The 12629-nt window shown below is 49.9% G+C and carries 11 protein-coding genes; all 11 read left to right on the plus strand.

The annotated features are described in order from the left end of the window. Positions 1–10 precede the first annotated feature (10 nt). The 11 genes from ACYVB1_RS04605 to ACYVB1_RS04655 all read left to right on the plus strand — a co-directional run bounded on the left by ACYVB1_RS04605 (position 11) and on the right by ACYVB1_RS04655 (position 12623). The gene (locus ACYVB1_RS04605) at positions 11–832 is read left to right on the plus strand and encodes an SDR family oxidoreductase (RefSeq protein WP_460921059.1); all 822 of its coding nucleotides are present in this window, start codon (positions 11–13) and stop codon (positions 830–832) included. A gap of 33 nt (positions 833–865) precedes the next feature. After that, entirely contained in the window at positions 866–2038 is a 1173-nt protein-coding gene (uxuA, locus tag ACYVB1_RS04610; protein ID WP_460921061.1) for a mannonate dehydratase, read from the plus strand. A gap of 12 nt (positions 2039–2050) precedes the next feature. Then, entirely contained in the window at positions 2051–3511 is a 1461-nt protein-coding gene (uxaC, locus tag ACYVB1_RS04615; RefSeq protein ID WP_460921063.1) for a glucuronate isomerase, read from the plus strand. Positions 3512–3559: 48 nt separating this feature from the next. After that, positions 3560–4741, plus strand: a complete 1182-nt coding sequence (locus ACYVB1_RS04620) for a Gfo/Idh/MocA family protein (protein WP_460921065.1) — start codon at positions 3560–3562, stop codon at positions 4739–4741. Positions 4742–4886: 145 nt separating this feature from the next. Then, positions 4887–6212, plus strand: a complete 1326-nt coding sequence (locus ACYVB1_RS04625; RefSeq protein ID WP_460921067.1) for an MFS transporter — start codon at positions 4887–4889, stop codon at positions 6210–6212. Between the two features lie 104 nt (positions 6213–6316). Next, positions 6317–8641 (plus strand): DUF7133 domain-containing protein, encoded by a 2325-nt coding sequence (locus tag ACYVB1_RS04630; protein ID WP_460921069.1) that lies wholly within the window; start codon positions 6317–6319, stop codon positions 8639–8641. A 273-nt stretch (positions 8642–8914) separates the two neighbouring features. Beyond that, entirely contained in the window at positions 8915–9478 is a 564-nt protein-coding gene (locus tag ACYVB1_RS04635; protein ID WP_460921071.1) for a hypothetical protein, read from the plus strand. A gap of 130 nt (positions 9479–9608) precedes the next feature. Next, positions 9609–9869 carry a hypothetical protein gene (locus ACYVB1_RS04640; RefSeq protein ID WP_460921073.1) on the plus strand — a complete coding sequence of 87 codons (261 nt, stop codon included), beginning with the start codon at positions 9609–9611 and terminating at the stop codon, positions 9867–9869. A gap of 511 nt (positions 9870–10380) precedes the next feature. Further along, on the plus strand, positions 10381–10902 hold the full coding sequence (locus ACYVB1_RS04645) for a hypothetical protein (protein WP_460921075.1): 522 nt from the start codon (positions 10381–10383) through the stop codon (positions 10900–10902). Positions 10903–10941: 39 nt separating this feature from the next. After that, complete coding sequence (locus tag ACYVB1_RS04650) at positions 10942–11172, plus strand: hypothetical protein (RefSeq protein ID WP_460921077.1); 231 nt, start codon at positions 10942–10944, stop codon at positions 11170–11172. 590 nt (positions 11173–11762) lie between these two features. After that, positions 11763–12623 (plus strand): universal stress protein, encoded by an 861-nt coding sequence (locus ACYVB1_RS04655; RefSeq protein ID WP_460921079.1) that lies wholly within the window; start codon positions 11763–11765, stop codon positions 12621–12623. Positions 12624–12629: the final 6 nt, after the last annotated feature.

The following is a 12629-nucleotide window of genomic DNA, read 5'->3' on the forward strand; positions in this document are numbered from 1 at the left end:
CAAGCAATACATGAGCGGAATAGAACAGTTTTCATTAGCAGGTAAAGTAATTGTGATGACCGGAGCCACCGGCATTCTGGGCGAGGCCATGTCGCTTGCTTTAGGACAGGCTGGTGCTAAAGTGGCCATCCTGGGGCGCAACCGGGAGCGTGCCGACGAACGGGTAACAGCCATAAAAGCCGCAGGCGGAGAGGCCATGGCGGTGCTGGGCGACGTGCTGGATGAAGAGCAGATGAACGCAGCAAAAGAGGAAATCCTGGAGGCATGGGGAACGATTGACGGGCTGGTGAATGCTGCAGGAGGTAACATTCCGGGGGCCACTGTGATGCCAGACCAGAACCTATTCGATACTAAAATAGCAGACACAAAAAAGGCAGTTGACTTAAACCTTTTCGGTACCATCATCCCGACACAAATTTTCGGCAGGGTAATCGCCGAAAAAGGAAAAGGAGCCATCGTGAATATCTCCTCGCTGACGGCACAACGGCCTCTGACCAGGGTGCTCGGCTATACCATGGCTAAAAAGGCGGTAGAGGCTTATACCCAATGGATGGCAGTGGAACTGGCGCTGCGCTACGGCGATGGTGTAAGAGTGAATGCCATTGCCCCGGGAGTGTTCCTGACAGAGCAGAACAGGACCTTGCTGTTAAACCCAGACGGAGGCTACACCGACAGGGCCCAGAAATTTATCAGCAACACGCCTTTCCGCCGGCTGGGCAACCCGGAAGAACTGACAGGCACACTTATCTACCTGCTGAGTGATGCCTCCAGGTTCGTGAGCGGGGAAACGCTGCTGGTGGACGGTGGCTTTAATGCCTTTAGCGGGGTTTAATTTAATCGATAAAAAAGACAAGCAGAAGACAATATGCCACTGTTACAAAGCTGGAGATGGTACGGACCGAAAGACCCGGTCTCTTTACAGGATATCTGCCAGGCGGGCGCTACCGATATCGTTACAGCGCTGCATCACATCCCTAACGGGGAGGTGTGGCCTGTGGAAGAAATCCAAAAGCGAAAAGAGGAAGTGGAACGTGCCGGTTTGGTATGGAGCGTGGTGGAAAGCGTGCCGGTGCATGAGGCTATCAAGACCCAAACCGAAGGCTTCAGGACATATATAGAAAATTATAAGCAGTCTATCCGCAACCTGGCATCCTGTGGCATACATATCGTGACCTACAACTTTATGCCGGTGCTGGACTGGACACGGACAGACCTGAGCTTTACAGTGGCCAATGGCTCCAAGGCTTTGCGCTTTGAGATGGCAGCCTTTATTGCCTTCGATGTGTTTATGCTTCAGCGGAAGAACGCGGAGCAGGATTACGCAGAGCAGGACCTGGAACGGGCAAGACGGCGGTTTGAAACTATGAGCGGAGAAGAGAAGCTGCAGTTGCAACGGAACATCATCGCAGGGCTTCCGGGCAGCGAAGAGAGCTTTACACTGGAGCAGTTTCAGCAGGCGCTGGATACCTATGCCGGCATTGATGCAAACAAGCTGCGGCAACACCTGATATACTTCCTGCAGGAGGTGGTGCCGGTTGCCGAGGAGGCCGGCGTGAAAATGGTTATACATCCGGATGATCCCCCATATAGCATTCTGGGGCTGCCGAGGGTGGTGAGCACGGCTGCCGATGTGGAGGCGCTGGTGCAGGCTGTGCCATCCCTTAGTAACGGACTGTGCTTTTGTACGGGCTCCTTTGGGGTGCGGGCAGACAATGACCTGCCGGGGATAGTGCGGCAGTTTGCCGACCGTATCAATTTTGTGCACCTGCGAAGCACGCAGCGGGATGAAGAGGGAAATTTTTACGAAGCCAACCATCTGGAGGGCGACGTGGATATGTATGCGGTAATGAAAGAATTAATAACTATAAATAAGGGGCGCGAGCAGCCTATCCCGTTCCGGCCGGACCACGGCCACCAAATGCTCGACGACCTGCACAAAGTCACCAACCCGGGGTATTCTGCCATTGGCAGGCTGCGGGGGCTGGCAGAGCTGCGGGGGCTGGAAATGGGTATAGAAAGAACGATGTCAAACAATTAAAAGAATACTCTCATGAATGAAGATACGGTTACAGTACCCGCTGCTAAAAAGCGCGCACACGCGCAGCAGAAAAGCAATTTCCTGAACGAAAATTTCCTGTTGCAAACAGAAACAGCCAGGCAGCTATACCATGAGTATGCCAAGGACATGCCTATCATTGATTACCATTGCCACCTGTCGCCGCAGGCCATAGCGGAAAATAAGCCCTTTGCCAACATGACCGATATCTGGCTGGCAGGCGATCATTATAAGTGGCGGGCACTGCGGACGTTGGGGGTAGATGAGAAATATATCACAGGCGATGCTTCGGATGAAGAGAAATTCATGACATGGGCGTCGGCCGTGCCCTATACCATGCGCAACCCGCTGTACCACTGGACGCACATGGAACTGAAAAACCCTTTTGGTGTGACAGAGCTGCTGACAGAGGAGAATGCATCAGAGGTATATGCGCAGTGTAACGAATTGCTACAGAAGCCGGAGTTTACACCAAGAGGATTACTGGAGCACTTCCAAGTCGAAATGGTTGGCACCACGGATGACCCCACCGATAACCTGCAATACCACCAGCAGATAGCTGCCTCTGGGTTCAAAGTTAAGGTGCTGCCTTCTTTCCGGCCAGACAAGGCCCTGAACCTGACAGGGGGGGAGGCTTTCAGAGGCTACCTCCAAAAACTCACTGAAGCCAGCGGAGTAGCGATTAACAGCATAGACACCTTACTGGAAGCATTGCAGCAGCGGGTAAACTATTTCCATGACAACGGTTGCCGCGTTTCAGACCATGGCTTGTCCTTTCTGCCTGCTCTCAGCGCCAAAAGCGGGAAACTGGATGAGGTGTTTGCTGCCGTTATAGTAGGAAACGACCAGGAAGCCGCTGCGCACGAGCAGGAGTTTGCCGGGCTGGTATTGATGGCACTTTGCAGGATGTACCATGAGAAAGGATGGGTGCAGCAGTTCCACCTGGGAGCACTGCGCAACAACAACACCCGCATGCTGCAGGTAAACGGCCCAGACACAGGATATGACTCTATCGGAGACTTCCCGCAGGCAACGAATATGTCAGCTTTCTTGAATGCTCTGGAAAAAGAAGACAAACTCACCAAAACGGTTATCTACAACCTTAACCCGGCAGACAATGCAGCCTTTGCCGCCATGACAGGCAATTTCCAGGGAGCAGGTATAAAAGGCAAAATACAGTTCGGCTCAGGCTGGTGGTTTCTTGATCAGCTGGAGGGCATGAAAGAACAGATGAACACGCTGTCTAACATGGGCCTCATCAGCTGCTTTATTGGTATGCTGACAGACTCCCGTTCGTTCCTGTCTTTCCCGAGGCACGAGTATTTCAGAAGGCTGCTGTGCAACATGTTCGGGGATGATGTAGAGCAGGGCCTGTTACCGGCGGATATTCCGTGGATTGGAAAGATGGTGCAGGATATCTGCTATTACAACGCCAAAAACTATTTCCCTTTTTAACGAAGCAGGAAGCTTGTACTTAAAAGCAGACACAAACTATTATACACTATGGAAAAAAAAGTTGTACGGGCTGGAATAGTTGGGTCCGGTTTTGCCGCCAAGTTTCATTACGAGGCACTGCGACGCGTTTTCAGTGCCAAAGTGGAAATTGCTGGGGCATTCTCACCCTCACCGGAAAATTTACAGGCCTTTACAAAGGATAGAAACCTGAAGGCTTTCGGGAGTCTGGAAGAGCTGCTCGAAAGTTCAGATGTCATTCATGTGTGTACCCCGCCAGTAACCCATGAACCTATTGTGGTAGCTGCTCTGAAACTGAACAAGCACGTTATTGTGGAGAAGCCATTTACCGGTTATTTCGGCGATGGTAGCGAAGATTTCAGCGGAGATACTTTTCCAAGAGAAGAGGGGCTGAAAGAAACGCTGAAGAGCATCAGCAGGATGCTGGAGGCGGAGAAAGAAAGTGAAGGGCTGATCATGTATGCGGAGAACTGGGTGTATGCCCCCGCCATACAAAAAGAGCGGGAAGTGCTGGAGAAAACAGGGGCCCAGATTATCTGGATGCATGGGGAAGAGTCGCATTCTGGTTCGCATTCCCTGGCCTATGGGCAATGGAAACTTTCTGGAGGCGGTTCTATGATTGGGAAAGGTTGCCACCCTCTGTCAGCGGCAATTTACCTGAAACATGTGGAAGGCAGGGCACGCGATGGCAAACCCATCCGGCCAAAGTCCATATCGGCCCGGACGCATGCCATTACGCGCATGCCGGGCTTTAAAGATGAGGGTCACCTGCGGACAACTTATAAAGACATCGAGGATTTTGCCATGTTGCATGTGGTGTTTGAAGACGGCACCATTGCTGATGTTTTCGCCAGCGAGCTGGTGTTGGGTGGGGTGCATAACTGGATTGAAGTAAACACCAACAACCATCGCACGATTTGCAACATTCATCCAAACAATGCCATGCAGGCTTATACACCGGCAGAGCACTACTTTAAAGATGTGTATGTGGTGGAGAAAACAGAAACGAAGCAGGGTTGGTCGTCTATGTCGCCGGACGAGGCCTGGTTTGCCGGCTACCAGCACGAGATGGACGCTTTTTACAGGTCTGCTGCCTTTGGTGAGCCGGTAGAAAGCAACAGTAGCCTGGCTGCCGACGTGATTTCAACTATTTATTCCGGATACGTCTCTTCAGAGCGAAAGGGGGCAGAGGTGCCTGTCACCGTTCTTTAAAACCGTTACGCACGAGATATAAGACAGTGAGATGTCCTCCCTTTAGGGGGAACAACATACTTACACCAGTTACGGCAAGGGCAGTCAGGAAGAAAAGCTTCAGGCGCAGATACAGTACCATCATAACAGAAACCAGTTGAATACCATGGGAAAAACTAAATTAAGCGAAACCGGTACCGGTTACACAGAGAAAGCGAAAGTCGGCAATTACCGCTGGGTCATTTGCGCCTTGCTTTTCTTCGCCACCACCATCAATTATATTGACAGACAGGTGATTGGCTTGCTGAAGCCTACCCTGGAAACTCAGTTCAACTGGACCGAACTGGACTATGGGTACATTATCATGTTTTTCTCTGCCTCCTATGCGGTAGGCTATATTATTTTCGGCAGTATCATCGACAGGATAGGCACAAAGATGGGATATGCTGTTTCTGTTACCGTCTGGAGCATTGCCGCCATGCTGCATGCCGCCGTCCGGACTACGTTGGGTTTTGGCCTTGTGCGGGGGCTTTTGGGTTTGGCGGAGGCCGGTAACTTCCCAGCAGCTGTGAAAGCGGTGGCAGAATGGTTTCCAAAAAGAGAGCGGGCCCTGGCTACCGGTATCTTTAACTCCGGTACCAGCATTGGGGCGGTAGCTGCTCCTCTTCTGGTGCCCTGGATTCTGGGTGCTTATGGCTGGCAGGAAGCATTCATTATTACCGGAGCTTTGGGTTTTGTGTGGCTGGTGTTCTGGTGGCTTTTATATGAGATACCTTCGCGCCAAAAGAGGCTTTCGCCTGAAGAGTATGACTTTATTCACATCGACAACGAGCCTGCTGTTGTGGAAACTGCAGGTTCATTAAAGTGGAGCCGCCTGCTTCAAATCAGGCAAACCTGGGTGTTTATCGTTGGTAAAGTATTAACGGATCCGATCTGGTGGTTCTTCCTGTTCTGGCTGCCGTCTTACTTTGCCACCACCTTTAACCTGGACCTTACCAAGCCCAGCTTACCCCTGGCTGTTGTTTACACAGCCACTACCTTTGGCAGCATTGGCGGCGGCTATTTGTCGTCTTACCTCATCCGTCGGGGCTGGCCGGTACTGAAGGCAAGAAAAACTACTTTGCTGATAGTTGCCTTTGTGGTGCTGCCTATTATGGTGGCACGGTACGCGACAGACATCTGGGTGGCAGTGGGCATCATCAGTTTGGCAGCGGCTGCACACCAGGCCTGGAGCACCAACATTTTTACCATTGTTTCAGATATTGTGCCTAAAAGGGCGGTAAGCTCAGTTGTAGGCATTGGCGGCATGTCCGGTTCCATCGCTTCTACCTTCTTTCCTTTATTTGTAGGATGGCTGCTGAATTACTATGATATGCTCGGCAATATTGGAGCCGGGTATAACATCCTGTTTATCATCTGCGGTTTTGCTTATTTGCTGGCCTGGCTGATTATACACCTGCTCACCAAACGTATGAAGCCGGTGGAGTTGTAGGTAAAAGCAGATGGTAACTAGCCCCGTTGATTGAATCGATACTGAGCCAAAGGGAAAAAGTACCCAAGTTGCTTTACCTGCTAATCTGATTAAACTATACAAAAATGAAAAAATACCTGTCTTCGTTTCTTCTGCTGGCCATGACCTGTTTCCTGGTCTACTGCCAGGGCAGTAAATCCAGTAACACAGAACAAGCTAAAACTGACTCAGAAACAGGAAGCAAGCCACAGGCAGCCCGGTTTACGCTGGACTCTTCTCCTGTTATGTCTCCAGAGGCCTCTCTCGGCCTGATGCAGGTGGCCGACGGCTTTGAAGTAAAGCTTGTAGCCGCAGAGCCCCTGGTGAGTACCCCCGTTGCCATGACGTTTGATGATAAGGGGCGCATGTGGGTAGTGGAAATGGAAGGCTATATGCCGGATACAGCAGGAACCGGGGAAGATGTTCCGAATGGTAAAATCGTTATTCTGGAAGACACGAACAAAGACGGCGTGGCAGATGAGCGCAAGGTTTTCCTGGATGGGCTGGTGCTGCCAAGAGCCATTTGCCTGGTGGATAAGGGCATACTGGTGGCTGAACCGCCGAGCCTGTGGTATTACGAGATCAACAACGGCCAGCCTGGCAAAAAAACACTGGTGGATGGCGCTTACGCAGAAGGCGGCAACGTGGAGCACCAGCCCAATGGCTTGTTCCGGGCAATGGACAACTGGATATACAATGCCAAGTCAACCAAGCGCTACCGGAAGGTGGGGGAAGAGTGGCTGATAGAGAAAACACACTTCCGGGGCCAGTGGGGGATTACGCAGGACAATTACGGCCGGCTTTACTATAATACCAATCCAATGAACCTGTTGGGTGACTACTTTGCGCCTGGCTTCGGTGCCTCTAACAGCAACCAGCGTAGCGTAGCCGGGTTTAACGAAAGAATTGTACCTGATAACAAGGTGTATCCCATCCGGCCGACTCCTGGTGTAAACAGGGGCTACATGGAAGGCGTGTTGGATGATAGCCTGCGCCTGGTGAGCTTTACTGCTGCCTGTGGGCCTGTGGTATACCGGGGCGATTTGTTTGGGGAAGCATTTGCATCAAACGTTTTTGTGGCAGAACCTGCCGGAAATCTTATTAAGCGCAACATCCTGAACGATAATGGCTATGTGTCCGGCGGAAAGCAGGCGTACCAGGGGAAAGAATTCATCGCGAGCGTCGATGAGCGCTTCCGGCCGGTGAACCTGTACAATGCCCCGGATGGTGCCTTGTACATTGTAGACATGTACCGCGGTATTATTCAGCATAAAACCTACCTTACTACCTACCTGAAAAAAGAAATCGGGCTTCGGGATTTAACCCAGCCTTTAGGCTATGGCCGCATCTATAAAGTAGTTCCAAAAAATACAAAGGCAGAAATGGTTACCCTGCCAGATGCCCCGGACCAACTGGTGAAACTGCTGGGCCATGCCAACGGCTGGGTGCGGGACAATGCGCAGCAGAAAATCATAGACCGTAACCTGGCCCAGGCCATTCCGGCATTACGACAGGCTACAAAAGAATCAGGGAAGCCTTTGCTGGTGATGCACGCCCTCTGGACGCTGGAAGGACTGGGTGCCCTGAAAACAGATGAAGTACTCGCCTCGCTGAAGCAGCCAGCCTGGCCTGTCCGGATGCAGGCTTTAAGCGTGTTGCCGTCTGTGCTGAACAAAACAAATTACAAGCAGTATGTGCCGGTGCTGGAGCAAATGGTAGCCAGCAACGATACTCTGGCGGCACCTTATGTGGCTTTTCTGGCCAGCTATATACAGCCACTTGATAAGGTGGCCGCAAACAACCTGTTGCAGCAGGTTGTTAAAAAATATCCAGCAAACAAATATGTGGCAGATGCCGTGATCAGCAACCTGCAGGACCGCGAGGAGGCTTTCCAGAAAGAGGTGCTGGCCCTGGTTCCTGATACTGCCAAGGCCATCCATAAACAGTTGCACCAGGTGGTTACCAACATCAGAAATGCCCGGGAAAGCCGTAACCCGGAAGCGCTGGCGAAGGCCTTTCCGAACGGGGCGGCAATGTATGCCAGGTCCTGCCAGACCTGCCACGGAGCAGACGGCAATGGCGTAACAGCCCTGGCGCCTCCTTTAAACAAATCTGAGTGGGTAACGGGCAGCAAAGATAAGCTCATATCGATTGTGCTGTACGGCCTGACAGGCCCGGTGCAGGTAAACGGCCACCTGTATAAAGCCCCAGAAATTAATGGCGACATGCCGGGCATTGGGTACGACAAGAGCCTGCCCAACGAAGAGGTGGCGCAGTTACTGAGTTTTATCCGTAAATCGTGGCAAAACGATGCAGACAAAGTAAGTACTGAAGACGTGGCAAAAGTAAGGCAGCGTTTAAGTGACCGGCAAAGAGCTTTCACCGTACAGGAATTGAATGAAATACAATAAGAATTCGTATTTTATGTCCTGAAATCCTTTTGAGCATGTTTGCGGTTGATTCTTAGAACTAAAAATGCATGATTCAGGTGCTGGCAAAGCTTCTTTTAAGTGAAATAACAGCTGCCGTCAGGCTCTAAAGGTGCACCACTGCAGCTCAGGGGACAAATTAAAACAGGTAACCGGATACACGGTATCCGTTAGCCTGTTAGAAGCATGACCAAAACCACGCAGCAAGCGTAGTTACTGCGGTGTCCCTGCTTTGCTTTAGTAAAAATAAGCATCATGCCATTTGCAAGACTGATATTTCTGCTAGTACTGCTATGCTCCTGCGCCACACAACGCGGGGCTGAGAAATATTTTGACCAAAACCCGGAAAAGCTGGCAGAGTACGTGGATGAAAACAAGGAGTACACCGAAAAGTATGGAGAAGCCTACGCAGCCAAACATTTCCCTTCAAACCAGTCCGCACCCCTACTTCCCCCGCCTGCCAGAGAACCCGAGATGTTCATCGTGCCCGGCAGGCTAGCGCCATGGCCGATGCCGGAGAGCAGGCCGCATACGCCGCAGCGCCCGCTCAGGTTAAGCTGCCCGGAGTGCGAAACCATTCATACCATAGACACCATTTACCGGGAAGACACCACAAAGCTGGATGCCTTGCTTGCCGAACTGAACGAGGAAAACACCTTGCACACGGAAACAAAGCAGCGGCTTCATAGAACCGAGGCAGAGCGGGATTTCTGGCGCGAAAAGAACAGGAAGAAGTTCTGGACGCTGATAGCCATGGTCATTTTTGCTGTGCTTTACATGATTTTCAGGCTGCTGGCATCCAGGGTACGGGAGACATAGCCAATTTCTATAGGGCTTGTTTTCCGGCAATAGAGACAGTGTATAATTCTGGGAAAAATTAATTCTTTAAATATATTTATTTATATATATTTAAAGAATTATTAATGCTCTGTAATCACACGTCTCAGTTATGGCGATAGTTATTATCTTAATCGGCACAGTACTGCTTATGGCAGTTCTATGTGGTGCGCTTTCCTTGCTGTTGCTCTTCGAAGAAAAGCCCCATAAAGAGGGTGGACAGGAAGTTATTCTTCCTTCTGAAACCTGCAAGCCTTCTTTGCCGGACCCGGTGCCAGTAATCAGTGTGGAGGTAGAGCCAATTGCACAGCTCCAGCCATCTGTGCCTCAGCCAGCGGCTCTGCAGAAGCCGGAAAGCATCAACATCGACTAAAGTGTGCAGGCACATGACGGGCCATAAAATGCTTTGTTCAAAAGCTATACTCTTTGGCCAATTATAAATGCTTCTTCACCAGTATAATAGCCTTAACACTACTTTATCGGGGTGTTGTAAAATAATACTTAACGCATAAGTATTAAAATTAATTAAAGACTATGCCTTCTTAGGCTGGTGTACCAGGTACAACTACTTTTTAAAGCTTCGCCAGCAACCAGGACATAAGACTCCTTTAAGGAAGATAAGACCATCAGGCACCAGGTTTCTAGCACAGCACAACAATGCTAACCTGGGGGCACCTTCGCTGCACAATTACCTTTTCTGAACCAGCAGTACACAATTCGTAACGCTTTTCCCGCGGCAAATAGAGCAGCTCCAAAGCTCCTATGCGCTCCATTCATTTTTGCAGCCAGTAAACAGGTGGGTGTGGTACAATACATCTCTGCTTCTCTACCTGTACAGGTTCTGCCCAAAACTTTAACATATTTCATCTCTAAACTCAATTCTTATGAAGACGAAATTCCTTCTTTTCTTCCTTTTGTTCTGTTGCGCTTTCAGCGTTTCTGCTCAGAACCCATTGGTTGGCACCTGGGAAATGCACCATAATGGCACCAGATCCTTTAAAATTATTACCCCTACACACTGGGCTGTTTTCACAGATTCTGCAGCAGGAGATCAAAAAGTGTTTCTTAGATCGCAAGGCGGAACCTACACAATGAAGGGTGACAAGTACGTGGAAAGCTTCGATGTTGCTTCCTGGGAAAGCTATGCACAGGATAAGACCGACTTTACAGTTAGAGTGGATGGGGATAAGCTCTACCAGAAAGGCGCTATAACCTTCTCTGATGGCACTGTCTATCCAATTGACGAAGTCTGGCAAAAAGTTAAAGTGAACTACGCCTTTGCAGGTAATAAAGGGCTGGGTGCCTGGGATCAGCTCTCTTCCTCCTATACTATGGCTGATGGTACAAAGGAATCACACACCAACGCTACCGCTACACGGTACCAGATTGTTACGCCCACACACTGAATACGCATAAGCCATCGGGATAACAAGTTTGAGAACGCAATGGGTGGCACGTATACTGTGCAAGGAGACAAAGTATACCCTAACTTTGACTTTGCCTCATTCCCGGTAGACGATAACGTGAAGTATGAAATAACCCAAAAGGTAAAAGGCGATAAAATGTACTGGACTGGAACCGGCAGAGATAAAAGCGGAAAACAGGTTATGCAGTTCGACGATGTGTTCCAGAAATTAGGTAACAGCAAACTAGCCAGGGTCACCACGCAGAAATAAAGAACAGCATGTTTACTTAAAGTTGCTGCTGGCTGCATGCTTTAGGCTGAACTTCTGTTTCTTTTGTTGATAGAATAAAAGCCGCTTTACTACCCCTGTAAAGCGGCTTTTATGTGCCGGTGCGGCATAAGCGGATTACAAGGGAAGCTATGGCTAAAATGGTGCCTGATGCCATAGGAAAGGCTTACAGTACAAACGTTCTCCCGGAAAGTACACTTTATTGAACTAATAATCGTATATTTAATATAAAAATAGTCTTATTGCTTATTTGTGCTTTTGGAGGCAGCTGTGAAAACCGTGCTGCCCGTACTGGCATTTTATCCGGAACAGGAAGTGCCGGGAAGGGGGCAAATACAAGAGGTATATTCCAATATATGCCTGGCGTTTTGAGCAAGCGCCGGCAGGCTGTAATGTATGACGGAGATCAGTAAGTGGGATGATATTCGTTATAGGCAACAGGCAGTAAGCCAGTTAGTTTTGTCTTTATAATTTAGCGCATGTGCAACACAGGCTTGTTGAAAGAGTGGGTGAACCATGCGCTAAACATTAAAGAAGTTATTCCTTTGTTTTCAAACTAAACCATTATAATCATGAAAAAGCTACTTGTTCCAGTTGATTTTTCTGAAAATTCACTCCGTGCCCTGGCCTATGCCATTGACTTGGCAGCGCAATCAGATGCCGAAGTTGTCGTGCTGCACAGCTTTGAAAAGAAGTCGGTATTGCCCGGTGTTGGCGGCGGCAAGCTGGTGGAGAGCAAAGCAGTGGCGCAGCAGAAATTAGAAGCCATTCTGAGCAGCATGAACAGCAACCAGGTGACGCTTCACCCCATCGTAAGAGAGGGAGGTGCCGTAGGGGAGATTAGTAAAGCAATAGAAGAGTTTGATGTGACACTCGTGGTTATGGGAACCGGGGGCGCAAAAAACTTTACAGATAAAATGTTTGGCACCACCACAGAGGCTGTTGCCAAGCGAGGCTTGTGTCCGGTGCTGGCTATACCGGAAGGTGCCGCCATTGGTAACATAGAAAAGATTGTGTATGCCGCTGATTTCGAGAATGGAGACCAGGTAACGGCCATGCAGCTGCTGCAGCTGAAGGAGTTAATGAATGCTTCGCTGACCTTCCTGCATATTAAAAGTGACAGCCAACCAGACTATGTAGATGATGAGTACATCAAAGAGAGTCTGGTGAAACAGTTTCCGGAGGCGCAGCTTACTTTTGAAGAGATCCGGAACGATAATGTAGCCGAAGGCATTGCCAACTATGTGCGGGAAAACCAGCCCAGCCTGCTGGCCTTTACCATCCTGAACAGAAACTTCCTGGACAATTTACTGCACAGCAGCGTTACTTCCCGCCTGCTTCAAACTCAGAAACTGCCGATGCTGGCGTTGCCGGAGAACGGTAACCTGCTGGACCTGCGCAGGCAAAGCAGGACAGAAACCGGTATGGCCTAAGGCCTG

Source organism: Pontibacter brevis (assembly GCF_054779655.1).

Coding starts and splice junctions, on each gene's coding strand:
- ACYVB1_RS04605 (WP_460921059.1), top strand. CDS start 11: ATGAGCGGAATAGAACAGTTTTCATTAGCAGGTAAAGTAATTGTGATG.
- uxuA (WP_460921061.1), top strand. CDS start 866: ATGCCACTGTTACAAAGCTGGAGATGGTACGGACCGAAAGACCCGGTC.
- uxaC (WP_460921063.1), top strand. CDS start 2,051: ATGAATGAAGATACGGTTACAGTACCCGCTGCTAAAAAGCGCGCACAC.
- ACYVB1_RS04620 (WP_460921065.1), top strand. CDS start 3,560: ATGGAAAAAAAAGTTGTACGGGCTGGAATAGTTGGGTCCGGTTTTGCC.
- ACYVB1_RS04625 (WP_460921067.1), top strand. CDS start 4,887: ATGGGAAAAACTAAATTAAGCGAAACCGGTACCGGTTACACAGAGAAA.
- ACYVB1_RS04630 (WP_460921069.1), top strand. CDS start 6,317: ATGAAAAAATACCTGTCTTCGTTTCTTCTGCTGGCCATGACCTGTTTC.
- ACYVB1_RS04635 (WP_460921071.1), top strand. CDS start 8,915: ATGCCATTTGCAAGACTGATATTTCTGCTAGTACTGCTATGCTCCTGC.
- ACYVB1_RS04640 (WP_460921073.1), top strand. CDS start 9,609: ATGGCGATAGTTATTATCTTAATCGGCACAGTACTGCTTATGGCAGTT.
- ACYVB1_RS04645 (WP_460921075.1), top strand. CDS start 10,381: ATGAAGACGAAATTCCTTCTTTTCTTCCTTTTGTTCTGTTGCGCTTTC.
- ACYVB1_RS04650 (WP_460921077.1), top strand. CDS start 10,942: ATGGGTGGCACGTATACTGTGCAAGGAGACAAAGTATACCCTAACTTT.
- ACYVB1_RS04655 (WP_460921079.1), top strand. CDS start 11,763: ATGAAAAAGCTACTTGTTCCAGTTGATTTTTCTGAAAATTCACTCCGT.